General features: G+C 63.5%; 25 protein-coding genes. 18 read left to right on the top strand and 7 right to left on the bottom strand.

Features of this window, described 5'->3' with window-relative positions; genetic code table 11:
- The first annotated feature begins 1 nt into the window (after window position 1).
- Window positions 2-2,545: a phenylalanine--tRNA ligase subunit beta gene (gene pheT, locus AOC05_RS04165; protein WP_062005934.1), complete on the top strand. Its 2,544-nt coding sequence runs from the start codon at window positions 2-4 to the stop codon at window positions 2,543-2,545.
- Between the two features lie 160 nt (window positions 2,546-2,705).
- Here pheT and AOC05_RS19260 read toward each other — a convergent pair whose 3' ends face one another.
- Window positions 2,706-2,921 (bottom strand): hypothetical protein, encoded by a 216-nt coding sequence (locus tag AOC05_RS19260; protein WP_157374894.1) that lies wholly within the window; start codon window positions 2,919-2,921, stop codon window positions 2,706-2,708.
- 25 nt (window positions 2,922-2,946) lie between these two features.
- On the opposite strand from AOC05_RS19260, the gene AOC05_RS04170 reads away from it, so the two are divergent.
- From AOC05_RS04170 to AOC05_RS19705, 4 genes are all read left to right on the top strand, one after another.
- Window positions 2,947-3,483: a CGNR zinc finger domain-containing protein gene (locus tag AOC05_RS04170; protein WP_062005936.1), complete on the top strand. Its 537-nt coding sequence runs from the start codon at window positions 2,947-2,949 to the stop codon at window positions 3,481-3,483.
- Between the two features lie 32 nt (window positions 3,484-3,515).
- Window positions 3,516-3,725, top strand: a complete 210-nt coding sequence (locus tag AOC05_RS04175; RefSeq protein WP_157374895.1) for a hypothetical protein — start codon at window positions 3,516-3,518, stop codon at window positions 3,723-3,725.
- On the top strand, window positions 3,722-4,741 hold the full coding sequence (locus AOC05_RS04180) for a DUF1648 domain-containing protein (RefSeq protein WP_154605225.1): 1,020 nt from the start codon (window positions 3,722-3,724) through the stop codon (window positions 4,739-4,741). Before AOC05_RS04175 ends, AOC05_RS04180 begins: the two co-directional genes overlap by 4 nt.
- Before the next feature lie 483 nt (window positions 4,742-5,224).
- Window positions 5,225-5,884, top strand: coding sequence for an alpha/beta fold hydrolase (locus AOC05_RS19705; RefSeq protein WP_186759231.1), 660 nt, complete (start codon window positions 5,225-5,227; stop codon window positions 5,882-5,884).
- 66 nt (window positions 5,885-5,950) lie between these two features.
- Here the strand turns inward: AOC05_RS19705 and AOC05_RS04190 are convergent, their stop codons facing one another.
- The 3 genes from AOC05_RS04190 to AOC05_RS04200 are packed head-to-tail and all read right to left on the bottom strand — an operon-like array spanning window position 5,951 to window position 8,382.
- On the bottom strand, window positions 5,951-6,793 hold the full coding sequence (locus tag AOC05_RS04190; RefSeq protein ID WP_157374896.1) for a hypothetical protein: 843 nt from the start codon (window positions 6,791-6,793) through the stop codon (window positions 5,951-5,953).
- 50 nt (window positions 6,794-6,843) lie between these two features.
- The gene (locus AOC05_RS19265; protein ID WP_157374897.1) at window positions 6,844-7,569 is read right to left on the bottom strand and encodes a class F sortase; all 726 of its coding nucleotides are present in this window, start codon (window positions 7,567-7,569) and stop codon (window positions 6,844-6,846) included.
- A gap of 15 nt (window positions 7,570-7,584) precedes the next feature.
- Window positions 7,585-8,382: a hypothetical protein gene (locus AOC05_RS04200; protein WP_062005944.1), complete on the bottom strand. Its 798-nt coding sequence runs from the start codon at window positions 8,380-8,382 to the stop codon at window positions 7,585-7,587.
- A gap of 268 nt (window positions 8,383-8,650) precedes the next feature.
- Here AOC05_RS04200 and AOC05_RS20705 point away from each other — a divergent pair, with 268 nt between their 5' ends.
- The 3 genes from AOC05_RS20705 to AOC05_RS04210 are packed head-to-tail and all read left to right on the top strand — an operon-like array spanning window position 8,651 to window position 9,336.
- Entirely contained in the window at window positions 8,651-8,899 is a 249-nt protein-coding gene (locus AOC05_RS20705) for a DUF892 family protein (RefSeq protein WP_395939455.1), read from the top strand.
- A complete protein-coding gene (locus AOC05_RS04205; protein WP_062005946.1) occupies window positions 8,799-9,077 on the top strand; it encodes a hypothetical protein in 279 nt (92 codons plus the stop codon). The genes AOC05_RS20705 and AOC05_RS04205 overlap by 101 nt, the downstream gene beginning before the upstream one ends.
- A gap of 49 nt (window positions 9,078-9,126) precedes the next feature.
- Window positions 9,127-9,336 (top strand): DUF2945 domain-containing protein, encoded by a 210-nt coding sequence (locus tag AOC05_RS04210; protein WP_062009338.1) that lies wholly within the window; start codon window positions 9,127-9,129, stop codon window positions 9,334-9,336.
- 186 nt (window positions 9,337-9,522) lie between these two features.
- Here AOC05_RS04210 and AOC05_RS04215 read toward each other — a convergent pair whose 3' ends face one another.
- Window positions 9,523-10,173, bottom strand: coding sequence for an MBL fold metallo-hydrolase (locus AOC05_RS04215; protein ID WP_062005948.1), 651 nt, complete (start codon window positions 10,171-10,173; stop codon window positions 9,523-9,525).
- A 51-nt stretch (window positions 10,174-10,224) separates the two neighbouring features.
- Complete coding sequence (locus tag AOC05_RS04220; RefSeq protein ID WP_062009340.1) at window positions 10,225-11,199, bottom strand: quinone oxidoreductase family protein; 975 nt, start codon at window positions 11,197-11,199, stop codon at window positions 10,225-10,227.
- A 145-nt stretch (window positions 11,200-11,344) separates the two neighbouring features.
- On the opposite strand from AOC05_RS04220, the gene argC reads away from it, so the two are divergent.
- The 10 genes from argC to AOC05_RS04270 all read left to right on the top strand — a co-directional run bounded on the left by argC (window position 11,345) and on the right by AOC05_RS04270 (window position 22,126).
- On the top strand, window positions 11,345-12,391 hold the full coding sequence (gene argC / locus AOC05_RS04225) for an N-acetyl-gamma-glutamyl-phosphate reductase (RefSeq protein ID WP_062005950.1): 1,047 nt from the start codon (window positions 11,345-11,347) through the stop codon (window positions 12,389-12,391).
- Complete coding sequence (gene argJ / locus AOC05_RS04230; protein ID WP_062005952.1) at window positions 12,388-13,557, top strand: bifunctional glutamate N-acetyltransferase/amino-acid acetyltransferase ArgJ; 1,170 nt, start codon at window positions 12,388-12,390, stop codon at window positions 13,555-13,557. The genes argC and argJ overlap by 4 nt, the downstream gene beginning before the upstream one ends.
- A 113-nt stretch (window positions 13,558-13,670) precedes the next feature.
- Window positions 13,671-14,570 carry an acetylglutamate kinase gene (argB, locus tag AOC05_RS04235; protein ID WP_062009342.1) on the top strand — a complete coding sequence of 300 codons (900 nt, stop codon included), beginning with the start codon at window positions 13,671-13,673 and terminating at the stop codon, window positions 14,568-14,570.
- Window positions 14,567-15,865, top strand: coding sequence for an acetylornithine transaminase (locus tag AOC05_RS04240; RefSeq protein WP_082357755.1), 1,299 nt, complete (start codon window positions 14,567-14,569; stop codon window positions 15,863-15,865). Before argB ends, AOC05_RS04240 begins: the two co-directional genes overlap by 4 nt.
- A 2-nt stretch (window positions 15,866-15,867) precedes the next feature.
- The gene (gene argF / locus AOC05_RS04245) at window positions 15,868-16,860 is read left to right on the top strand and encodes an ornithine carbamoyltransferase (protein ID WP_062005954.1); all 993 of its coding nucleotides are present in this window, start codon (window positions 15,868-15,870) and stop codon (window positions 16,858-16,860) included.
- Window positions 16,861-16,862: 2 nt separating this feature from the next.
- Complete coding sequence (locus AOC05_RS04250) at window positions 16,863-17,396, top strand: arginine repressor (protein WP_062005955.1); 534 nt, start codon at window positions 16,863-16,865, stop codon at window positions 17,394-17,396.
- A gap of 143 nt (window positions 17,397-17,539) precedes the next feature.
- Window positions 17,540-18,745, top strand: coding sequence for an argininosuccinate synthase (locus tag AOC05_RS04255; protein ID WP_062009346.1), 1,206 nt, complete (start codon window positions 17,540-17,542; stop codon window positions 18,743-18,745).
- A gap of 11 nt (window positions 18,746-18,756) precedes the next feature.
- Window positions 18,757-20,220, top strand: coding sequence for an argininosuccinate lyase (gene argH, locus AOC05_RS04260; protein WP_062005958.1), 1,464 nt, complete (start codon window positions 18,757-18,759; stop codon window positions 20,218-20,220).
- A gap of 83 nt (window positions 20,221-20,303) precedes the next feature.
- Window positions 20,304-21,038: a maleylpyruvate isomerase family mycothiol-dependent enzyme gene (locus AOC05_RS04265; RefSeq protein ID WP_062005960.1), complete on the top strand. Its 735-nt coding sequence runs from the start codon at window positions 20,304-20,306 to the stop codon at window positions 21,036-21,038.
- A gap of 155 nt (window positions 21,039-21,193) precedes the next feature.
- Window positions 21,194-22,126 carry a hypothetical protein gene (locus tag AOC05_RS04270; protein WP_062005962.1) on the top strand — a complete coding sequence of 311 codons (933 nt, stop codon included), beginning with the start codon at window positions 21,194-21,196 and terminating at the stop codon, window positions 22,124-22,126.
- Between the two features lie 266 nt (window positions 22,127-22,392).
- Here AOC05_RS04270 and AOC05_RS04275 read toward each other — a convergent pair whose 3' ends face one another.
- Entirely contained in the window at window positions 22,393-23,268 is an 876-nt protein-coding gene (locus AOC05_RS04275) for a DNA-3-methyladenine glycosylase family protein (protein ID WP_062005965.1), read from the bottom strand.
- Between the last annotated feature and the right edge of the window lie 46 nt (window positions 23,269-23,314).

Raw genomic sequence — 23,314 nt, forward strand, 5'->3', positions numbered from 1 at the left:
AGTGCGTATTCCACTGACTTGGCTGCGCGAGTACGCGCAGGTACCGGCTGGAGCAACAGCCGAAGATGTAATGACAGAACTTGTCAAGGTTGGTTTCGAAGAGGAGGACGTCCACCGTCCCCTGGCTAACATCAGCGGCCCCATCGTGGTGGGCCAGGTGCTGACCAAGGTGGCCGAACCGCAGACCAACGGAAAGACCATCAACTGGTGCTCCGTACGGGTGGTTCCCGAGGGCACCGAGCAGACACTGACCATTGACGGGATTGACCCCTCGGGTGTCCAGGGAATTGTGTGCGGAGCCCACAATTTCGTGGTGGGCGACAAGGTGGTGGTCACCCTGCCCGGTTCCGTGCTGCCCGGGGACTTCCGCATCACCCCACGCAACACCTACGGACACATTTCCGCTGGCATGATCGCCTCCGTGCGAGAGCTGGGCATAGGTGATGACCACGACGGCATCCTGGTGCTCTCCACCTTGGGCCTGGACCCTGAGTTGGGCACCGACGCCCTCGCCCTGCTGGGTCTTGACGATGAGGCAGCCGAGATCAACGTGACCCCGGACCGCGGTTATGCCTTCAGCATCCGCGGCGTGGCCCGCGAATACGCGCACGCCACGGGAACCCCCTTCACCGACCCGGCGTCGCTGGTCACCGTCACCGCTTCAACAGGTCCGGGCCACCCCGTCCGTTTGGCAGACGAAGCCCCCATCTACGGCAAGCCCGGCTGCGACAGGTTCGTGGCCCGCACGGTGCGTGGCATCAACCCGTCAGCACCAACCCCCACCTGGATGTCCTCGCGCCTGCGCCTGGCCGGGATCCGTTCCATCTCGCTGCCTGTGGACATTTCCAACTACGTCATGGTGGAGCTGGGTGCGCCCCTGCACTTCTACGACGCCGACAAGCTCAGCGGCGAGATTGTGGTGCGCCGTGCCGCCGCTGGCGAGACGCTGGCGACTCTTGATGGCAAGGTGCGCAAGCTTGACGTCGAGGACCTTTTGATCACCGACGGCTCCGGCCCCATCGGCGTTGCCGGCGTCATGGGCGGGGCCTCCACCGAGGTCACCCCGGGGACGGTCAACGTGCTGATTGAGGCCGCGCACTTCGAGGAAGTATCCATCTCACGTTCGCGCCGGCGCCACAAGCTGCCGTCGGAGGCGTCCAAGCGCTTCGAGCGCGGCGTGGACTGGGAAGTGGCCGACGAGGCAGCCCAGCGTGCCGTGAACCTGCTGGTTGAACTGGCCGGCGGCACCGAGGACACCACCGCAACCGATGCTGGCACCGAGCCTGCACCGGTCACCGTGTTCCTCGGCTCCGGGTTCGCTTCTGCCCGCATCGGCATCGACTTCACGCCGGAGCAGATCGTCAGCTCGTTGGTTGACCTGGGTGCCGTGGTGGAAACGGTCGACGGCGGATATTCCGTCACGGCGCCGAGCTGGCGTTATGACCTGGTCACCCCCGAAGACCTCACCGAGGAAGTGGCCCGCCTGGTGGGCTACGACCTCATCCCGTCCACCTTGCCAACGGCGCCTCCCGGGCGCGGCTATTCACGCGCCCAACAACAGCGCCGCCGCGTGGTAGCGGCGCTGGCTGATTCCGGTCTGACCGAGATCCTGGCGTACCCGTTTGTGTCCAAGGCTGCCAACGATACTTTTGGTGTGGCTCAGGCAGGGGCCCCGCGCGCGGCCATCAAGTTGGCCAACCCGCTTAGTGAGGAGTTCGGTTTCCTGCGCACCTCCATGTTGCCGGGCCTGATTGAAATCGCCAAGCGCAACCATTCACGAGGCTTCAACGACCTGGCACTGTTCGAGTCGGGCCTGGTCTTCCTGCCTTCCGACACCTTGGGCACCGCCTCGATTCCGCCACTGGGCGCCAAGCCCCCGGAGGATGTCCTGGATGCCCTGTACGACGGCATCCCGTACCAGCCGTTGACCATCGGCGCCATCTTCACCGGCAAGGATTCACCGGCAGCGCCCGGCCATACTCCCCGTCCGTGGGACTGGGCTGACGCGCTGGACGCAGCCCGTCTGGTGTCCGACGTCGTCGGCGTGGAATTAGTCGTGGAGCAGGGCTCACATCAGGCCTTCCACCCGGGACGTGCGGCCGTCTTGAGCCTGCGCAACGGTGATGTGGTGGGTCATGCCGGCGAGCTGCACCCAAAGCTGCTGGCCGAGCACAACCTGCCAGCCCGCACCGTCGCTATGGAAATCAACGCCGACAAGGTCTTCGCGGCCGCAGCGGACGTTATTGTTGCCAAGCCCATCTCCACCTTCCCTGTGGCGACCCAGGATGTTGCCCTGGTGGTTCCCGCGGCGGTTCCGGCACAAGCTGTGCTGGAAACGCTGCGTGAAGGTGCCGGCGAGCTGTTGGAAGACGTTACCTTGTTCGATGAATACCAGGGTGCCGGCATTCCCGAGGGCAGCAAATCACTGGCGTTCGGCCTGCGCTTCCGTGCAACGGACAGGACGCTAACAGCCGACGAGGCGTCTTCCGCCCGCCTGGCGGCCGTCGAGCTTGCCGGAGAACGGTTCGGCGCCACCCAGCGTTAGCAAATCACCGGTGGTCGAGCTCGGCCACCGGTGATCGAGCTCGTCGAGATCCCTTTTGCGGGCTGTGCCGGAGGCCTGCCAGGCGAAGTACCGGTGCCAAAGTTAGCATTCGAGGCCGCGAGGATCATTCTCCAGACGTTGGGCACGTGGGTGGCCGCGGTCAGCACCTGCGGTTGACTTCTTTGCTCAGGATCGAGCGTGAGCCGTCGTTGGGGCTGATGGTGTCGACTCGGCGGGCACCACACCCGGCAGCGCATTTCATGTACAACACCTGTCCTATGGATGTTGTATGGGCGGATTCCAGCTCCCAGACATGGTCATGGACATCGATCGGGGCTGTGCTTTGATTCTTTTCTTTGGTGTCATGGAAAGTCATACCTTCACTGTGCTGTAATGGTCTTATGCATCTCAACCCTTACGGAGAATATGCTGTTCTCCTTGCCGCGTCTCTGGCCAACGATTTCCCCTCCGACCGGCCTGGCATCATTGCGCGGGCCCGAGAGCTTGGCATGACCATGGATTTCACACCGGCCGACGGGGACCATGCTGGAGTTCGTCAAATTGTTGACGATTGGCTGGCGGTTGTCGACGCGAAGGACCCTCTGGAGCGGGCAACCCTGCTGAATGCGCAGATGGCCGCCGAAGCGGCCTACCCCCGAATGGTGGATCACGACGGCGAAGGCTGGCACCTGCATTACCGCGATGACAATCAAACCTTGCCGCACGCGCTACGCGCGGTCATCAGTGTTGGCACAGCACTGCACCTGACCACTCGTGGCATGGGTAGGCTTGGGCGCTGCGCCGCAGGAGACACGCCGGGGGATCCCTGTGCGGCGGTGGTCGTTGACGTCACCAGGAACGGCCGCCAGGAGTACTGCTCGGTGCGCTGCGCAAACCGTGCCGCGGTGCGACGGCACCGCGCCAGGTATTCCGGCTGAGCCAACCACGCACCACGGTGTTGCAAGTCAACATGCACACGGTGTTGAGTGTCTACAAGCACTTGCGCGACGACGGCGTGATTGAGATGCGCCATGGCCGCGGGGCCTTTGTTCGCCAGGATGCGGGCAACGCACTGATAAGGCTCACCGAATTGGCAGAACAACTAATGGAAGATGCGCGCAAGTTGGGCATGCCCCAACCAGAGATTGTGCAACTAATCAGGGGAGTTGTAAAAGCATGAGTGAAGTAAAACAAAGAACTAGCGGCGCGAGGCGGATGGTTGCCGCCATGGCAGGGGCGCTGCCGCTGGCCGTCGTCGCCGTGAGCTGGATCCTGTGGCAGGAGAAATTGCCAACTGAGCTGGCCTCGCACTGGTCCGGCACCGGTGAACCGGACGGATTCATGTCCACCGGGGCGGCACTGGCCGTCGGCTTGGTGCTGACGGGCATCCCGGCAGTCGTCGGACTCATTACAGCCTCCATGCCCACCCTGCGCCCGGCACTGTTGCGAGGCATCCTTGGATTTGCCGGCATGGCATCCGGTATGGGTGCCGCCACGTGGCTGATTTCTGCAGGCCTCACGTTGCAGGCAGGCAACGCCGGAGAAGCCGTCCTGGGCTGGTGGCTGGCCGCGCTGATGGCCTCCTTCTTATATGGTGCGGTGCCGTACATTATCGCCCCGAAGCCGGATCCAATGCGTGTATTTCGTGTCAAGGCCTACGATGGGCACGTTCCGCTCGGCGCACAGGAAACCGGAGCATGGTCGCACACCATCACCTCCAGGTTGTTGATGCTGATGCCACTGGTCCTTCTCGCGGTGGCTGCGGTGATCTACCTGCCCTCCATCATCGCTGGCGACGGTGTTGGGTCTTGGCTGGGATTTAGCGCCCTGCTCGCCAGCGTCATCGTCGTAACACTCATCGCGCACCTGCAAGTAAGCGTTGACTGGCGCGGGTTGCGGATCGTCTCCACCGTAGGCCATATCCCGCTCAAACGCATCCCCCTCGAGGACATCGCCGACGTTGATGTGAGAGAGCTGCGCCCCTCAGAGTGGGGCGGCTGGGGCTACCGGGTGATGCCTGGACGGTCAGCAGTCATCATGCGGGCCGGCCCCGGCCTAGTCATCAGCACAGTACAAGGCAAGGTGTTTGCCGTGACAGTGCCTGATCCTGAGGCTGCGGCAGGGCTGCTGATCGCCCTGCGGGACAGGAAGCACGACGGCGGATCTCACCCGGGCGCCACCGAACAGATCGCGTAATCCCCGGCCGCAGCCACCGTTCGTGAGCTCGCAGCAGGGCTCTCACAGCAGTAGGCCAACACCCAGGCCACGCCCCGAAACCGGGCTGGGCCCTTTGGCCCTATGGGCGATTTATGGTGGATGCACAAGCGGACTTTGACAGTGGCTGAGTGGAGGTTCCCCGTGCCAAGATCTGTTGGGAGGCTGCGGGAAATCCCGCAGGTGTCCCGATCCTGTACCGTCATGGAGGGCCGGGCGGGTCCCTGGGCACGGGTGGCTATCGAACATGGCATGACAGCGAACAGTTTTGGAGCATTGGGCTGGATCAGCGTGGATGCGGCAGGAGCACACCCACCGCCCAGGATGACCTGGATCATTTGGCGGAGAACACCACGGCGGGACTGATCCGCGACATTGAAGCCGTCAGGGAACACCTCAACATCCTCAAAATGGATCGTCACGGGCGTTTCGTGGGGAAGCGCTCTCGCCTTGGCCTACGCATTGATGCATCCGCACCGTGTGCACGGCCCTGCCCTGATGGCAGTCACCACCACCTCAAGGGAGGAGGTTGACTGGACCACCGAGGGCATGGAGCGCATCTACCCCGAAGCGTGGCACGAATTCTCCGTGGCCTCGGGCGCCATCGCCAGGGAGCGGCCAGTGGAGGCCTACGCCCGCCGGCTGGCGGCGGAGGCGTGGGACCGCTGGGAGTCCTGGCACGTCTCGCTCCTTTCCCCGGAATTGCGGGGTGAATACATCGCCGAGGAGAGGCGCCGCATGACGTTCGCCCTGCTGGTGACCCACTACTGGTCCAACGAGGGTTTTCTGAGCAACGGCCAGGAAATTCTGGGGCGGATCCACGAACTGGACCGGATTCCCGGCCACCTCATCCATGGCCGTCGCGACGTCAGCGGACCCGCCGTCACGCCATGGAAGTTGCACCAACGGTGGTGCGGCAGCAAGCTCACCATCGTCGAGGATGAAGGGCACGCCGGTTCCCAGTCATTGCAGGCCCTGGTCGCAGCCGCGCAGGAGATCAGAGCCGGGCTCCAGGATTGTTATCTTCCCGGGCCGCTGCCTCGCCCTCGACGACAGGTTTTCCCATCGTCCCCAGAACGGTCATGGAACGGCACTACCCGCAAACAAAAAACCTATCCGCTATAGTGCTCCAAAAACCGCCCAAAAGGTGCTCATTGTTGGATCTTTAGCCGCTATCGGTGGTGGTTGCCATCAGCGGTGATGTGCTGTCCAACAGCCCAGAATGGTGGTGGCCATTTCGTAGGCGAACTTGCCCGCGGTGACCTTGTCCGGGCCGACCTTTGCAGGGAGCGCTGTCGCATCAACGTGCAATGTCATGTTGTCCTTGGCAAAGACGACGTTTCCGTCAGTGGACTGGTATCCGGGCAGGCCCAGATTGGCCAGTCCCGCTATGGGAGACGCCTTGAGTGAGCCAGCCAGTTGTGCCGCCAAGGCTGCCGCGTCGGCGTCGTTGACGGATTCAGTCACGCTCATCACAAAGTCACCACCATCGAGCGGGTAGCTGCAGGAATACTTGCTCCCATCCCACTTCTCCATGGTCTTGGGGATGGCAGGAAGGGACAGGATCTTTTGGACGGTCTGCTTTGCCTCATCGGCACACACCATGGTGGCCGCCGCCGAAGGCGCACCTGCCTGCACCGTCAAGACACCATGCATGCTGCCTGTGCCGCTGTGGAACGGATAGCTCCCGGTCTCCTTGGGTGCTGGAAAGGTTGCCGTGCCACCGGCGGAAACGCTGACCATGAAACTCGTAGAATCATCTGAGGTAACTGTCACGGCAGTGGCGTCCATGTTCATGACCGTCACTGTGGTACCTGCCACCAAGGGCTTGGGGTCAATGAATTTTCCGTCCTGGATATGAATCATCGACTCCATGGAACCGGCTCCGTGCATGTCCATCCCTGACGCCATCGAACTTGCAGAAGGGTCTGATCCTGCAGTGGGGGACCGTGCCAGATCTCCCATGCCACACCCTGACAGGGCGAGCACGACAGCAACTATCAGGGCTCCGGCAAGGCTGAAATTCTTGTTCATGATGGTCCAATCCAGATTCTTAGAACCTTATTGCGCCGTCGCTTGGACGGCTAACCGGTGTGGCTGGACAGAAGGTGTCCGTAGACCACTGTGTTTTCGGTGAATTCCCCTGTGCTCGGCTCATAGCCGCCGCAGGTGATAAGCCGGATCTCGGCTCGATTGGTATTGCCATAGACAGCCAATGTGGGAAAGGCGTCCTTTCTGAATACCTCACTTCGGTCCACGGCAAAGACGGCCACCGTCCCATCCGCCCTGGTCACGGAGAACTGTTCGCCCTCCTTGAGCTCATGGAGCCGGTAAAATACGCCTTCGGCAATGGTGGTGGTGTTCACATGCCCCAAAATGACCGAGGGGCCCAACTCACCGGGGGTGGGCGAAAACTTGTACCAGCCGGCGGGGGAGCCGGCTTCGCCCGGCGGAACCTCGGCCTCTCCCTTGGCATCCTTGGCCAGGGTGATCAAGGTGGTGGTGACACCAATGTCCGGGATGGACAATGTCACGGGCGCCGAGGCCGGCAGGATCTCTCCTTCAATCTGCGGCTCGGCTACCTTGCCCACCGGTGCGGGGGTCGAGGGAATGGCCGACGGCGGGACTTGCGTTGGTGGGGACGTCGCGGCAGGCACGCTGCCCGCTGACTGTGCTGCCGGCGTCGTGCTTTCAGAACTGGGGGCGGTTGCCGACCCGCATCCGGCAACACCAAAGGTGAGGGATGTCAGGAGCACCGCCGCCGCCGCGGACGCCGTGAGGCGCCCGCGACGGCTGCTGGTGGTTACCATGGGAATGGACCGCCGTTACTTTGCTGCGAGCGTCTTTTTGCGGTTCATGGCCAACGCAGCACCCGCGGCCAGCACCAAAGCGCCACCGCCGGCAAACCAGGCAACCTCAGGTGACGTTGACGCGTTGGCCGGTGCTGCCTGTGTCGTCACGCCCGTGCCCGGAGCGCCGCCAGGCATGGCCGCCATCTGGGAAAGGGCCAAGGTCCCGCACAAGGCCGGCGACGTGGCAGCCAAGGGCAGGGTCGGAACCAGATCGCTCTTGGCGGCCTGCCCCGCAGCGGACAAGGTGGCCGGATCCAAACCGTGGACCACAACTACGCCGGTGCCAGCCTTCAACGCCGTGACGGTCGCGGCGTTCATGGTGAAAGTCCGCTCATACTTGTAGCTGGCCCCCATGCCACCAACGGCTAGGTCCAAGGCGGCCTTGTCGCTCGTGTCACCGCTGGTGGAAAGGGTGGTGCCGATCTTGCCGTACGACGGTCCGCCCTCGGTGGTGCTGATAACACCGTCGCCGTTGGTGTCAGCTGAGGGGCCCGGGCAAACGCCTGCACCCTCGATGTGAATGTGCTGCACGTGCGGGTAGGGGGCGCCGTCAAAGGTGGCCGCCAAGCCGCTGACGTTCTCGGTCACCGTGGCCTGGTCGCCCGTGAGGGTGATCCACACCGACCCTGTTGCATTGCTGCCGTTGATGGCTCCGAGATTGGCTTCGTAGGTGGTGGTGTCTCCATCGGCGGCCATTGCGGCCCCTCCGGACATGGACAAAGCAGCCAGTGCGAGCACTGGTGCGATCAGTAGTGCAGACTTCTTGTTCATTGGATTCCTCCTCATAGAATGTGGGCGGTCCATCGTTGGGCACGTCCAGTATGTGATTCGGAACACTGTGGGGTTCGGATTGGAACGAGTTTTTAGATCTCTTTTGTGGGGTGGGAATTTCCGCGCGTCTTGCAATTGCAAGGCGCGGTCGGATCACAGGCCCGGCAGGTGTGTACAGCCTTCGGGGCATGGCAATCTATACCGTTCCTCGCTAGAGTCGAAAGTGGTGGACATGGTAGCCATCAGTCCCCGGAAAAATTGAATACGCATGTCGGTTGTGGCATTGCACTTACGTGTCATCACCTGGAAATTCCATTGCAAGCTTCGCTCTGCCCTGAGCATGGAACACGATTCCCTTGAAATGCTCGGGGATATGGAAAAAATTGCGATGCGCAGCGATCTCAAGGAATTGTTTCGTGGACACGACTGCTTCGCCCGCCGCCAAAGGTATGGCCAAGGAGTTCAAGTTCTCGACCGGCGAGACTGGCCGTTCACCGGGAGCGATGGGCATCGTTAAACTTCGGAGCCAAAATTTGGCGCAGGAAAGAGCTGCCATTGAGAAGATCAAAGCATCCGCTGACTCGATCACCCACGCGGATGCGGAAACCCAGGACGACGCACCAGCCCAAGACAATACGGCTGCGCGCGAGCCCGAGTTTGATGTGCCACCCTATCTGACGCCCACCTCTATTTAGTCCTACACCCACAAACAAGCACCCACAAACAGACAAGAAAGTGGACACCATGGCCAATACATTTTCCGTTGGGGATCATGTGCAATGGAATTCCGAGGCTGGAATGGTGAAGGGGAAGATCACTAAGGTGCACACCAGTGACTTTCAGTTCAAAGGACACACCCGGCACTGCAGCAAGGATGAACCGCAGTACGAAATCAAAAGCGACAAAACTGACCACGTCGCCATGCACAAGGGATCAGCTCTCCACAAGCTCTGATGCCCAGTCACGAGTCGCCCTGCACCGCCTTGGTCTCTTAGTGGCCGCAAACAGCAAGGGTAAGAACGTGTAACAAAAACAGAATCCCAGTCTGAAGGACCCGGTAGCGGGTGCCCATGTGTTTGAGCGTTGCGGCCGTGGCATTCGCGGGCTTGATGGCGGTGCTGGCCGCTGCCGTCGAGGAGATCAAGGACGGGTTCGAGGTTTTTGGCTCATCCGGTGACGCGCGGTGACGTTGCCGTGGCCGGGACAGATCCACCCCACATCCAAGGACTCCAAGACCAAAGTTGAGGCTAGAGCCGCAACTTTGTCAGTGATCAGCAGCCGCGGGAACTGTTTGAGCGTGCCATCCTTTCGCACCCTGACGGCGTCTCCGCAGAAGACGGAGTCAGCCCACCTAAACGCGTAATGCCCGGGGGTGTGCCCTGGTGTCCCAAGGGCCGTGATATCTGCCGGGAAGCCGGGCGACTCACCCAGGAAGTGAACAGTGTCCGGCAGCTTGGGCCGGCCGATCGAGGACGTAATGCTTCGCGAGAACGTGCCGGCTGGCTGGCGCCCAGCCAGGATGTCGGCGTCGGCCCGTCCGATCCACAGCTGCGCCCCAGTCTCCTCGGCCAGGGCAAGGGCGGCACCTGCGTGATCGAGGTCGTAGTGGGTGAGCAGGATGTGGTGCACCGACTCCAAAATGCCTGCCGCAGTCAGCTCGGCAATGACCGACTGTGCCCCGGCTTTCATACCAGGATCGACCACGGCATATCCGTCGCGGAGCGGCAGCACATAGCCGTTGGCTCCGCGTGAATGTTCCAAGGCGAAAGCGCCGTTGGGTAGTTTCTTCATGATGACTCCTCAAGGGGCTCGACCACCGATCTGACAGGCTCGACCACCAGGTTAGGGCAGCAAAATGACCTTTCCGGTGGTGGCCCGTGACTGCAGCGCCGTGTGCGCGGCTCCTGCGTCAGCCAGTGGGAACGTGGCGCCGATTCTGGCTGTCAGGTGGCCGGTGGCAGCGGCCTGGAACACCTCAGTTGCGCGCCACGTCCGTTCCTGTGGGTTGAGCAGGTAGTCGCCGAGCTTGGGCCGGGTGACGAACAAGGATCCGCCGGCGTTCAGGCGCTGCAAATCAAGAGGTGGCACCTGGCCGGAAGCACCACCAAAAAGCACCAAAGTGCCGCGGGTGCGCAAGGACGCAAGGGAACCGTCGAAGGTGGCTTTCCCAACGCCGTCGTACACCACATCCACGCCGTCGCCGTCGGTGATTTCACGCACCGCATCGGCGAAACCGTCGTAGCGCAGTACCTCGTCAGCGCCTGCCACGCGCGAGAGCTCCTCTTTCTCGTCCGTGGAAACGGTGGTGATGACCCGGGCTTCGCGCTCCTTGAGCATCTGGGTCAGCAGCAGACCCACCCCGCCGGCGCCGGCGTGCAGCAGCACGGTTTGGCCGGGCTCCACATGGTACGCCGAATTCAACAGGTAGTGAGCCGTCATGCCCTGCAGCGGTAGTGCGGCGGCAATATCCAGTGGTACCGCCGACGGCACATGCAGTGCCACGGCCGCCGGCACAATGGCGTATTCGGCGTAGCAGCCGTGCCCCTCGGCCGTGGCAACTCGATCGCCTACGGCAAAGCCGGACACCCCGACGCCCACTGCTTCCACTGTTCCGGCCGCCTCAGCCCCCGGGGTGAAAGGGAAGGGAACCTTGTAGGTGCCGTCGCGCTGGTACGTTTCGATGAAATTCACACCAATGGCGGCCACATGGATAAGGAGTTCGCCGGGCCCCGCGACGGGGATGGGCAACTCCGCAATCCTGAGCACATTCGGACCGCCAGGGGCGTCGGCGACGATGGCACGGCACTGCTCAGACATGGTTTTCTCCACTTCGTAGGGGTGCAATCCTTGGGGCAGCTTCACCTGCCCCTTCCTCCATCATAGGATGGCCGGAAAGCGGCTCGAGTGACATTGGGTGGATAAATATCGGTAACCATGAATAATTGTGCTGTATAATCATTCTATGACAATTTCTGTAGCCGTCTCAGGAGCCAGCGGATACGCCGGGGGAGAGGTGCTGCGCCTACTCGCCAGCCACCCTGATGTGAGCATCGGCGCCATCACTGCCCACAGCAACGCCGGGGCCCGGCTGGGCTCGCTGGCACCCCATCTGCACGCCCTGGCCGATCGCGTCCTGGTGGACACCACGGTGGAAAACCTGGCCGGGCATGACGTGGTGTTCCTGGCCCTGCCGCATGGCGCCTCTGCCGCCATCGCCGGCCAGCTCCCAGTTGACACCTTGGTGATCGACGCCGGAGCCGACCACCGACTAGAAGACTCCGCCGCGTGGGAAAAGTTCTACGGCTCCCCCCACGCAGGCACCTGGCCGTACGGGCTGCCCGAGCTACCCGGTGCCCGCGCCACGCTGGCTGGTGCCAAGCGCATCGCCGTCCCCGGCTGCTACCCGACCAGTTCGCTGCTGGCCCTGATACCCGGCTTCAGCGCCGGCGCCTTACTTCCCGACGACGTCGTGATCGTCGCAGCCTCCGGCACCTCCGGCGCGGGGAAGGCTGCCAAAGTCAACCTGATCGGCTCCGAGGTCATCGGCTCCATGAGCCCCTACGGCGTAGGTGGCGGGCACCGCCACACCCCCGAAATTCAGCAGGGCCTCTCCAACGCCTCCGGCCTGGACGTGCGGGTCTCCTTCACCCCAACCCTGGCGCCCATGAGTCGCGGCATCCTCACCACCGCCACGGCCAAGGTGGCCCCGAAAATCGCAGCCCTGCCCGATCCTGAAGCGGCACTGCGGCAGATCTGGGCCGACGCGTACGCCAATGAACAGTTTGTGCATGTGCTGCCCGAGGGCCACTGGCCTTTGACCAAGTCCGTGCAGGGATCCAACTACTCAGCCCTGCAGATCGCCTACGACGCCAACGTGAACCGGGTGATCGTCTGCTGTGCCATCGACAACCTCACCAAGGGGACCGCAGGCGGGGCCGTACAGTCCATGAACATTGCCCTCGGCCTGGCGGAAGACGCCGGCCTTTCCTTCCAAGGAGTAGCACCATGAGCGTGACATCTGCCCAAGGATTCCGCGCCGCCGGAGTCACCGCCGGCCTGAAAACATCAGGCAAGCCCGACTTCGCGCTGGTCGTCAACGACGGCCCGCAGCATAGCGCGGCCGCCGTGTTCACCTCGAACCGGGTAGCCGCGGCGCCCGTGCACTGGTCACGGCAGGTGCTCGGCGATGGCCGGGTTGACGCCGTGGTGCTGAATTCCGGCGGCGCCAATGCCTGCACGGGACCCGAAGGCTTCCAAAACACGCACACCACTGCCGATAAGGTGGCCGATGTCCTGGGACTTTCCGCCGGCGACGTTGCCGTCTGCTCCACTGGTCTCATCGGTGAGCAACTTCCCATGGAGAAAATCCTGCCCGGTGTCGAGGCCGCCGCGGGTGCATTGACGGACGACGGCGGTACTGCCGCGGCCACCGCCATCATGACCACGGACAGCGTATCCAAGGAGGCCTCGTGGACATCGGCACCGGACCGCGACGGCGCCAGCTACACGATCGGAGGCATGGCCAAGGGTGCCGGCATGCTGGCGCCGGGGCTGGCCACCATGCTGGTGGTCATCACCACCGACGCCGTGGTGGAAGCCGAGGGGCTGGATGCCGCCCTGCGCGACGCCGTCAAGGTCACCTTCAACCGGGCCGATTCGGACGGTTGCATGTCAACCAATGACACCGTATTGCTGCTGGGCTCCGGCGCCTCCACGGTATTCCCGGACATGGACGAATTTACGGCGGGCCTTACCGAGGTTTGCGCCACACTGGCCAGGGCCCTGATTGCCGACGCCGAGGGCGCCAACCACGACATCGCCATCAGCACGGTGAACGCCGACAGCGAGCGGGACGCCGAGATCGTCTCCCGCGCGGTGGCCCGCTCCAACCTGTTCAAGTGCGCAATCTTCGGCAACGACCCCAACTGGGGACGCGTCCTCTCCGCCGTGGGCACCACCGACGCCGTCTTCGATCCCAACGAGATCAACGTGAGCATCAATGGCGTGCAGATCTGCCGCAAGGGCGGTATCGGCGATTCCCGCGAACTCGTGGACTTGAGCGGGCGCGAGGTCACAGTTGAGATCGACCTGCGCGCCGGCGACGCTTCCGCCACCATCTGGACCAACGACCTCACCCACGCGTACGTCGAAGAAAATAGCGCCTACTCCTCGTAGCCGCCGGACCCGGTGGTCGAGCCCGTTTCCGGTGGGGGAGCGTTGAGGGGGCAGCTCACCCCCGGGAAGATGTGTCCCCTCAACGCAGTAGACAACAGATTTAGGAACACATGATGACTTCGGTGGAAACCGCGCAGGACAAGGCTGGAACCCTCATTGAGGCCCTGCCGTGGATTCAGCAGTTCGCCAACACTGTGGTGGTGGTGAAATATGGCGGCAACGCCATGATCAACGACGAGCTCCGACGTGCCTTCGCCGAGGACATTGTCTTCATGCACCATGTGGGCATCAAGCCGGTGGTGGTGCACGGTGGTGGTCCCCAGATCAACGCCATGCTCAAGCGCCTGGACATCAAGAGCGAGTTCAAGGGCGGCTTGCGCGTCACCACGCCGGAGGCCATGGACGTGGTCCGCATGGTCCTGACAGGGCAGGTGGGTCGCGAACTGGTGGGCCTGATCAACGAGCACGGGCCGTATGCCGTGGGTCTCTCCGGTGAGGATGGTGCCCTGTTGCAGGCTGAGCGCACCGGCACCGTTGTTGACGGGCTGCCCGTTGACCTGGGCCTAGTCGGCGAGGTGGTGGGCGTGAACCCCGGCGCAATCCTGGACCTATTGGAAGCGGGACGGATCCCGGTCATCTCCACCGTGGCCCCCGAGGTGGGGGACGCCTCCACCGTGCTGAACGTCAACGCGGACACGGCCGCAGCAGCCCTGGCTGTCGCCCTCGAGGCCTCACGCCTGGTCATCTTGACCGACGTCGAAGGCCTCTACGCCAACTGGCCGGATAAGTCCTCCCTGCTCTCGGCGTTGAGTGCCAATCAGTTGCGGGCCATGTTACCCGAGCTTGAAGCCGGCATGATTCCCAAGATGGGCGCGTGCCTGTCAGCGGTCGACGGCGGTGTGGCCCGTGCCGCCGTTGTCGACGGCCGTAGTGCCCACTCAGTTTTGCTGGAACTCATGACATTTGAAGGCAACGGAACCCAGATTTTTCCTGACGAAGAGGACGCAGCATGAGCGCCGGAACCCCGGACCCCACCACAGACCTGGCCCAGGCCAACGCAGCCGCCGTCACCGGCACCGGCACCAGTGCCCAATGGCTGGCCCGCTACAACGACTCGCTCATGGGGGTTTTTGGCAGCCCGCAACGCGTTTTGGTGCGCGGGGCTGGCGCCCTGGTCTGGGACGCCGATGGCAAGGAATACTTGGACCTGCTGGGCGGGATCGCCGTCAACGCGCTGGGGCATGCCCACCCGTTCGTCACCTCGGTCATCGCCAGCCAGCTCACTACCCTGGGCCACGTGTCCAACTTCTTCACCAGCCCCACCCAGATCGCACTGGCGGAGAAGCTGCTGGAGCTCAGCGTCGCCCCGGCCGGATCCAAGGTGTTCTTTGCCAACTCCGGCACCGAGGCCAACGAGGCGGCGTTCAAGCTCGCCCGCGCCCACGGCAAGGCTCACAGCCCCGCCGGAGGCCCGGCCCGGACCACCATTCTGGCCCTGGACGGCGCTTTCCATGGCCGCACCATGGGTGCACTGGCCATGACCGCCAAGCAGGCGTATCGCGAACCGTTCGAGCCCATGCCCGGGGGCGTGCGGCACATCGCCTTCAACGACATTGACGCCCTGCGCGAGGCCATGGATGGGACGGTGGCCGCACTGATCCTCGAGCCCATCCAGGGCGAGGCCGGCGTCCGCCCGCTCTCCACCGAGTACCTGTTGGCGGCCCGCGAACTCAGCAAGGCCGCCGGCGCGCTACTGATCCTGGACGAAGTCCAGACAGGCGTTGGCCGAACCGGTGCCTGGTTCGCCAGTATCGCTGCCGGTATTACCCCCGACGCCATGACCCTGGCCAAGGGCCTGGGCGGCGGCTTCCCCATCGGCGCCATCATCACCTTTGGTGAGGAACCGTCGCAGTTGCTCTCCGCCGGGCAGCACGGCACCACCTTTGGCGGCAACCCTGCGGCCACGGCCGCCGCCCTGGCCACCTTGCACGTACTGGAAACCCAGGATGTGCTGGCCAATGTGCGCGCCGTCAGCCGCCTCCTGGCGGACGGCTTGCAAAAGGTCGACGGCGTCACCGACGTTCGGGCCTTTGGCCTGCTAATCGGCTTTGACCTGGCCCAGCCGGTGGCCGCCGGCGTGGTGACGGCCGCATTGGATGCCGGGTTCATCATCAACGCCCCGCGTCCGTCCACCATCCGCCTGGCACCGCCCCTGAACCTGAGTGCCCAGCAGGCACAGTCGTTCCTGGCCGCCCTGCCGGCCCTTATCCAAACGGCCGTTGCGGCCCACGCCTCCGAAGGAGCCTGAAGATGACCCGGCATTTCCTAGTTGACACCGATCTGAGCCCCACCGAGCAGGCCGAAGTTCTCGCCTTGGCTGTCAAGCTGAAGAAGGCGCCGTACTCGAAAAGCACCTTTGCCAGCGACGGAGCTGGGCGCAAGACGGTGGCGGTCATCTTTGACAAGACCTCCACCCGGACCCGTGTTTCCTTCGCAACAGGCGTTGCCGATCTGGGCGGAAATCCGCTGATCATCAACCCGGGTGAGTCCCAGATCGGCCACAAGGAATCAGTGGCGGACACGGCCAAGGTCCTTGAGCGCATGGTCTCCGCCATCGTCTGGCGAACATACAGCCAGGCCGGCCTTCAGGAGATGGCCGCCAATTCCAAGGTTCCAGTCATCAACGCCCTCTCCGATGACTACCACCCCTGCCAGTTGCTCGCGGACCTGTTGACCATCCAAGAACACAAGGGCACATTGGCTGGTCTGACCATGACGTATATGGGGGACGCTGCCAACAACATGGCCAACTCCTATCTGCTGGCCGGTGCCACTGCCGGCATGCACGTGCGCATCACGGGACCTGCGGGTTATCTGCCGGCCGCCTCCGTGGTGGCCCGAGCGCAGGAACGGGCGCAGCTCACAGGTGGTTCCGTGCTGGTCACCAGTGACGCAGCCGCGGCCGCACGGGGTGCCGACGTCCTTGTCACCGACACCTGGGTGTCCATGGGTCAGGAGCAGGAAAAAGCGCAGCGGCTGGAGACTTTCAGGGACTTCGCGCTCGACGAGGCCGCCCTGGCCCTTGCGGACCCGGCCGCCGTCGTGCTTCACTGTCTGCCCGCCTACCGCGGCTATGAGATTGCGGCAGCGGTCATCGACGGACCGCAGTCGGTGGTCTGGGACGAGGCCGAGAACCGCCTGCACGCCCAAAAGGCGCTCATGGTGTGGCTGGTTGAGAAGTCCGACGCCGAGGCTGCCGCCGGCTCAACCTCCGGCGCCGCCAGCCTTGGGACCGGCGCGTAACCATGGCCAAGGTATCAGTTTCGGCGGGCATGCCGGCCACCAAGACGGCGCGGCAGGCTCGTCTGCAGGCAATCCTGAACAGCCGGGCGGTCCGCTCGCAGGCCGAACTTGCCGCATTGCTGGCCAACGAAGGCCTGGTGGTGGGCCAGGCAACGCTTTCGCGCGACCTGGTCGAATTGCGGGCCGTGCGCGTCCGAGGCAAGGATGGTGGGCTGGTCTATGCCCTGCCCAAGGAAGGCGGCGAACGCAGCGTCCACGCAGCCTCCTCGCAGGAACTGCTGGACACCCGGTTGATCCGGCTGTGTGGGGAACTCCTTGTGACGGCCGAAGGTTCGGCGAATATTGCCGTGCTGCGCACCCCGCCCGGGGCTGCGAACTTCCTGGCATTGGCCATTGACCATTCTGTCATGCCCGCGATCCTGGGGACCCTTGCCGGAGATGACACCGTCATGGTCATTACCCGGGAGCCTTTGGGCGGTGCGGAAGTGGCCGAGCGCTTCCTACAATTCGCTGATGAATCAAGCGCCGGGGCGTAGCGTGGGCTGGTAGGTGCGGTGCCCGACGTCGTACTTTGAGGAACGATGAATATCTTTTAGTAAGAATGCATAACCATGCACTATGCTTTAAAGCAATGAGAAGCACACTCGTGAAAAGAGTGTTGAAACAGGGAGACAAAAACGTGACTGAACGCATTGTATTGGCCTACTCCGGCGGCCTTGACACCTCCGTTGCCATCGGCTGGATCGGCGAGGCAACAGGTGCTGAAGTAATTGCCGTCGCCGTTGACGTTGGGCAGGGGGGCGAGTCGCTTGAAGACATTCGCCAGCGTGCCCTGGCGTGTGGCGCCGTCGAGGCTTATGTTGCCGACGCCCGTGACGAGTTCGCCAACGAATACGCCATGCCCACCCTGAAAGCCAACGCCCTCTACCAGGGCCACTACCCGCTGGTTTCGGCCATCTCCCGCCCGGTGATCGTCAAGCACTTGGTGAAGGCGGCCCGCGAATTCGGTGCCACCACTGTTGCCCACGGTTGCACTGGCAAGGGCAACGACCAAGTCCGGTTTGAGGTAGGCATCCAAACCCTGGGCCCGGATCTGAAGTGCATTGCCCCGGTTCGCGACCTAGCCCTGACCCGCGACAAAGCCATCGCCTTCGCCGAGGCCAAGGGCTTGCCGATTGAAACCACCAAGAAGAACCCGTACTCCATTGACCAGAACGTCTGGGGTCGCGCCGTGGAAACGGGCTACCTCGAGGACATCTGGAACGCTCCCACCAAGGATATTTACGACTACACGGCCACCCCGGAATTCCCTCCGGCTCCGGATGAGGTCATCATCTCCTTCCTCCAGGGCGTCCCCGTCGCGATTGACGGCGTAAAGGTCTCCCCGTTGCAGGCCATTCAGGAATTGAACCGCCGCGCCGGCGCCCAGGGCGTTGGACGCATCGACGTTGTCGAGGACCGTCTCGTGGGCATCAAGAGCCGCGAAATCTACGAAGCCCCCGGTGCCATGGCGCTGATCACCGCGCACAAGCATCTCGAAGACATCACCATTGAGCGTGAGCAGGCGCGCTTCAAGGCCAACGTGAGCCAGCGCTGGGCCGAGCTTGTCTACGACGGCCAGTGGTTCTCACCGTTGAAGCGCTCACTGGATGCGTTCATCGAAGACACCCAGCAGTACGTCTCCGGCGACATCCGCATGACCTTGCACGGTGGCCAAGCCATTGTGAATGGCCGCCGCTCGGAGACCTCGCTGTACGACTTCGACTTGGCCACCTACGACACCGGTGACACCTTCGACCAGTCGCAGGCCAAGGGCTTCATCGAGCTGTGGGGCATGTCCTCCAAGGTTGCCTCGCAGCGCGACCAGCGCGCTTCGGGCCTGTAGCCATGGCTCACATGGGCTCACGGGCGCCGGGGTCCCCTGCCGAGCGGAGCAAGGTTGGGGTGCGCTCGGGTACCAACGAGGGCGCACTCTGGGGTGGGCGCTTTCAGGGCGGACCCGCAGATGCCCTCGCAGCGCTGAGCAAGTCAACGCACTTTGACTGGCGCCTGGCCCTGTATGACATTGCCGGCTCCAAGGCGCACGCCCGCGTCCTGAACACGGCCGGGCTACTCGATGCCGCAGAGCTTGAAGGCATGTTGGCGGCACTGAACACGCTGGAAGCGGACGTCAAGTCCGGCGCCTACGGCCCCGCTGAGTCCGACGAGGACGTGCACGGCTCGCTGGAACGCGGCCTGATCGAGCGCGCCGGCACGGCCTTGGGTGGAAAGCTGCGTGCCGGGCGGTCGCGTAACGACCAGATCGCCACGTTGGGCCGGATGTACCTGCGTGACCACGCCAGGATCATCGCTGCCGGAGTCCTCTCCGTCATAGACGCACTCGTGGGACAAGCTAAGGCGCACCATGGTGTGGCCATGCCTGGCCGCACCCACCTTCAGCATGCCCAGCCGATCCTGCTCAGCCATCACCTGCTGGCGCATGCCTGGGCGTTGCTGCGAGACGTGCAGCGTCTGGTGGACTGGGACAAGCGGGCAGCGGTGTCCCCTTACGGGTCCGGTGCTTTGGCAGGTTCCTCGCTGGGACTGGATCCAAACGCCGTGGCTGCCGAGCTCGGTTTTGACTCGGCGGCCTGGAACTCGATCGACGGTACGGCATCTCGCGACGTCTTCGCCGAGTTCGCCTGGGTGTGCGCCATGATCGGCGTGGACCTGTCACGGATTTCCGAGGAGGTCATCCTGTGGGCTACCAAGGAGTTCTCCTTTGTGACGCTGCATGATGCCTACTCCACGGGATCCTCGATCATGCCGCAGAAGAAGAACCCCGACGTGGCCGAGCTGGCCCGTGGCAAGGCCGGGCGCCTCATCGGCAATCTGACCGGGCTGCTGGCCACACTTAAGGGTTTGCCGCTGGCCTACAACCGGGACCTGCAAGAGGACAAGGAGCCCATCTTTGATGCCACTGACACCCTTGAACTGCTGCTGCCGGCCGTTTCCGGGATGATGGCCACGCTCGTGTTCAACACCAAACGCATGGAAGCGCTGGCACCACAGGGCTTCGCACTGGCCACCGACATTGCCGAATGGCTTGTCCGCCAGGGTGTGCCGTTTCGTGACGCGCACGAGCTCTCCGGTGCCGCCGTGAAGGTTGCCGAAAACCGCGGCGTTGAACTGTGGGATCTCAGCGATGCTGAGTTCGCAGGCATTTCCGCGCAGCTGACCCCTGAGGTGCGCAGCGTCCTGAGCACCAATGGCTCGCTGAACAGCCGCAACGCCCAGGGCGGGACGGCGCCCTCGGCGGTGCTGCTCCAGCTCGCTGCCCTTGAGGCGCAACTGGGTGAGGTTCGCACCTTCCTGGCCTGATCGGCGTCGTACTTTCCCACAAAATGCCCGCATCCACGCACGGATGTGGGCATTTTGTGTGTCTTGACGGTTAAGCTGGGTGCATGACATTCATCTCGCCGGCAGAGCTCACCGACCGTCTCGAACGTGCTGCGGACACGTTTGCCACCAAGATTGGCACCTTGACTGACGACGACGCCCGCGTCGACACTGAATTGCCCGGTTGGACCCGTGGACACTTGCTGGCGCACGTGGCGCACGTTTCCAACGCCGTGGCCCGCCAAGTTGAGTATGCGTTGCGCGGAGAGCTGATCGAATTTTACGACGGCGGCCAAGGCGGCCGGACTCAGGCCATCGAAATGGCGGCCGGGCAATCGGCCGCCGAGCACAAGGAGGCCATCGCGGCCGCCTTTACGCGTGCCGTGAGCGTCCTTGACTCCCTAGCCCAAGAACAATGGCAATTGCCCATCAGCTACCGTGACGGTGTGGTCATGGATGGTGCACTGGCGTACTGGCGTGAATTGGTCATCCACCTGGCTGACCTGCAAGTGGGACGCGGCCCGGAGACGTGGTCCAAGGAATTCTGCCTGTACCTGATTGATTTCCTTGCCGTGCGGGTCCCATCCGGCATTCGATTGAAGCTGCTGCCGCTGGCCATGGTGCCCATGACAGTGGGCGATGGCAGCAACACCGTCTCCGTCTCCGGCATGCTAACCGATATTGCTGCGTGGCTGGCCGGGCGAACCCCCACGATGGGTAGCCTGCGTGCGGAGGCCGCCGCCGACTCCGTGGAGCTCCCCACGCTGCTGCCGTGGCCCTCCGCCTTCAACGCGAAGTAGCCTCCTCCTCCTGACGCTCTTCCTCCTGACGCGAACGTACAGTAGTTGTTGATGATGGGCGGTGACACCAACAACTGCTGTACGTTCGATTCGGGGGCACCGGAATCGCCTGTGGATAACCCGAAAGCAGCCAGTTTTCCGGGAAACAATGAAGTATGCGCCGAATTCAGCTGCCGGAGCACCTCTACCGCAGGTCGTTCACCACCCGGGCCTCCGCCGCGGCGGGAGTGCCGCCGCAGCGCACACGTGCCAATGACGTGATACGTGTGTCGCGAGGTATCTTGGTGCCCGCCGGAATGCCGCTCCAGGGTACCGCTGCTTTGGCGGCCTACACTGAGGCCAATCCGCGCAGTGTGCTGAGCCACGTTTCCGCCGCACGGCTCTGGAAGATCCCGCTCCCGCCGGTCCAGGAGAACGACTGGCGGATCCACCTCGCTACTCCGCCGTTGGCCGGTGCGCCGAGGCGGATGAATGTTGTGGGCCATCGGCTTGCACTGGCTCAGTGGGAAATCTGCCGGCTCGACGGCGTACGGCTCACGCATCCTGCCCGAACATGGCTGGACCTTGCCGGGTGTCTGTCACTTCGGGATCTGGTGGCGGCCGGTGACTTCCTGGTGTGTAGCCATGGCCCCGACTTTCCCGCACCGCGTGAGGCGATCTGCAGCCTGGCGGATCTGAAAAACACGCTTGCCTTGCATCACGGACTGCGGGGTGTTCGGAACGCCCGGGCGGCCTTGGAACTGGTGCGTGTCGGTGCCGATTCGCCCCCGGAAACGTTCATGCGGCTGGCCCTTGTTGATGCCGGCCTGCCGGAGCCGGAACTGAACGTTTTGCTGCGCCAGTCCGGTGGCAGGCCCCTCCTGTGGCCGGATGGGGCATACCGCCGGTACCGGACGAGCCTGCAATATGACGGTGCTCACCACAATTCGCCGGACCAGTATTTGCGTGACATCCGCCGTCTGGAGGCAACGAAACTCTTGGGCTGGACCGAAGTCCGGATAGCCCATGAGGACCTCCGCGGAGACAGCCCGGCCGTGGTGCGAAAGGTCGCCGAAGCGCTGCGTGCCAGCGGATGGCATGCCCGGTGATCACCCACGAACGTACAGCAGTTGTCGATGTTGTGCGGGGACACCAACAACTGCTGTACGTTCGACGAAAGCGGGGTGTAAGCGGGGCGGGGAAAACTTCGATACCAAGAAGCTAAGTGAACCTTGCATAGCAAAGGAAGCGATCATGGTATCGACATCCCGACCCACCGAGCTGACCATCGAAGCCCACGGGGTGGTCAAACTCTTTGGTAGCAACCGGGCGGTCGACGGCGTGGACCTTGCCGTCAAGGCCGACACAAAATCCACTAACCTTCCCCCGAAACCCGCCACAAGTGAAGGGTTGCGTAGGAGCGCCAGGGACGCACCTGCGCGGCCATCAGGGTCAACTCGGATGCCTTGATGGTGCGGGCCACGGCCAGGGAGTCGCCGCGCAACAAACCGTAGCCGTTGCGGACCGCTGCATCTGTGGGCAGGAAGATATCGGGACTGCCCAGCACGCGCATGCAAACGTACCCCACTGTCCACGGGCCGATGCCAGCAATCGGCAGCAACTTTTCGGCCACGGATTCAGCTGTGTCCCACGCGCCGAATGTGAGGGAACCCTCGGCGAGCTGCCCAGCCACGCTCACAATCGAGTCGATCCGGTGCTGCGGAGCGCGCAGGATGCTCCGTCCGCCCGCGGCAATTTCGGCTGGAGCCGGGAAAAGGTGCGTCATGGAACCGCGGGGCAGGCGGCTGGGCGTGCTCAACGCCACCAACTGGTTGAGCGCTGTTCGGGCTGCGGCCACAGTGATCTGCTGGCCAACCATGGCACGGATCAGAATTTCGGGGGCATCAACACAGCCGGGAAGCCTGATGCCAGGAAGTTCCGCCACCCGGGCCGCCAACAGGCCATCGCCGGCAAGCACCCTGTTCGCGGCGGCCGGATCGTGGTCCAGATTGAGCAGGTGGCGGACGCGGGCCACCAAGCCGGGTGCGTCCGAGCTGTCCTCCACTTGGTAATCCAGCAGCAGCGCAGCCCCGTCCCAGCCCACCTGAAACCATGCGTGGCCGCCGTCAAGCGAAAGAGTTCTGGCATAGCTGGCGGCCGTTGCCTCTTCCACTCCTGCCACGGCACGGGCAGCGAGAAAATCAAAGATGCCGGGGTCAAAAGGGGGTATGAAATCCAATGCAACTGCCATGAAAGTATCCTCCCACGGGCACCCACACCATGTGGCACCCGCCAGC

Source organism: Arthrobacter alpinus (assembly GCF_001294625.1).
In the GTDB taxonomy this organism is placed as follows: Bacteria; Actinomycetota; Actinomycetes; order Actinomycetales; family Micrococcaceae; genus Specibacter; species Specibacter alpinus_A.

Excerpts from the sequence above, each read along its gene's own strand:
- AOC05_RS04220 (WP_062009340.1), bottom strand. The coding sequence starts at position 11,199 with ATGTCTGAGCAGTGCCGTGCCATCGTCGCCGACGCCCCTGGCGGTCCG.
- AOC05_RS04240 (WP_082357755.1), top strand. The coding sequence starts at position 14,567 with ATGAGCGCCGGAACCCCGGACCCCACCACAGACCTGGCCCAGGCCAAC.
- AOC05_RS04170 (WP_062005936.1), top strand. The coding sequence starts at position 2,947 with ATGCATCTCAACCCTTACGGAGAATATGCTGTTCTCCTTGCCGCGTCT.
- AOC05_RS04180 (WP_154605225.1), top strand. The coding sequence starts at position 3,722 with ATGAGTGAAGTAAAACAAAGAACTAGCGGCGCGAGGCGGATGGTTGCC.
- AOC05_RS19705 (WP_186759231.1), top strand. The coding sequence starts at position 5,225 with ATGCATCCGCACCGTGTGCACGGCCCTGCCCTGATGGCAGTCACCACC.
- AOC05_RS04175 (WP_157374895.1), top strand. The coding sequence starts at position 3,516 with ATGCACACGGTGTTGAGTGTCTACAAGCACTTGCGCGACGACGGCGTG.
- AOC05_RS04270 (WP_062005962.1), top strand. The coding sequence starts at position 21,194 with ATGCGCCGAATTCAGCTGCCGGAGCACCTCTACCGCAGGTCGTTCACC.
- AOC05_RS04250 (WP_062005955.1), top strand. The coding sequence starts at position 16,863 with ATGGCCAAGGTATCAGTTTCGGCGGGCATGCCGGCCACCAAGACGGCG.
- argC (WP_062005950.1), top strand. The coding sequence starts at position 11,345 with ATGACAATTTCTGTAGCCGTCTCAGGAGCCAGCGGATACGCCGGGGGA.
- AOC05_RS19260 (WP_157374894.1), bottom strand. The coding sequence starts at position 2,921 with ATGACTTTCCATGACACCAAAGAAAAGAATCAAAGCACAGCCCCGATC.
- AOC05_RS04265 (WP_062005960.1), top strand. The coding sequence starts at position 20,304 with ATGACATTCATCTCGCCGGCAGAGCTCACCGACCGTCTCGAACGTGCT.
- argB (WP_062009342.1), top strand. The coding sequence starts at position 13,671 with ATGACTTCGGTGGAAACCGCGCAGGACAAGGCTGGAACCCTCATTGAG.
- AOC05_RS04190 (WP_157374896.1), bottom strand. The coding sequence starts at position 6,793 with ATGAACAAGAATTTCAGCCTTGCCGGAGCCCTGATAGTTGCTGTCGTG.
- AOC05_RS19265 (WP_157374897.1), bottom strand. The coding sequence starts at position 7,569 with ATGGTAACCACCAGCAGCCGTCGCGGGCGCCTCACGGCGTCCGCGGCG.
- argF (WP_062005954.1), top strand. The coding sequence starts at position 15,868 with ATGACCCGGCATTTCCTAGTTGACACCGATCTGAGCCCCACCGAGCAG.
- AOC05_RS04275 (WP_062005965.1), bottom strand. The coding sequence starts at position 23,268 with ATGGCAGTTGCATTGGATTTCATACCCCCTTTTGACCCCGGCATCTTT.
- AOC05_RS20705 (WP_395939455.1), top strand. The coding sequence starts at position 8,651 with ATGTCGGTTGTGGCATTGCACTTACGTGTCATCACCTGGAAATTCCAT.
- argH (WP_062005958.1), top strand. The coding sequence starts at position 18,757 with ATGGGCTCACGGGCGCCGGGGTCCCCTGCCGAGCGGAGCAAGGTTGGG.
- AOC05_RS04210 (WP_062009338.1), top strand. The coding sequence starts at position 9,127 with ATGGCCAATACATTTTCCGTTGGGGATCATGTGCAATGGAATTCCGAG.
- AOC05_RS04215 (WP_062005948.1), bottom strand. The coding sequence starts at position 10,173 with ATGAAGAAACTACCCAACGGCGCTTTCGCCTTGGAACATTCACGCGGA.
- argJ (WP_062005952.1), top strand. The coding sequence starts at position 12,388 with ATGAGCGTGACATCTGCCCAAGGATTCCGCGCCGCCGGAGTCACCGCC.
- AOC05_RS04200 (WP_062005944.1), bottom strand. The coding sequence starts at position 8,382 with ATGAACAAGAAGTCTGCACTACTGATCGCACCAGTGCTCGCACTGGCT.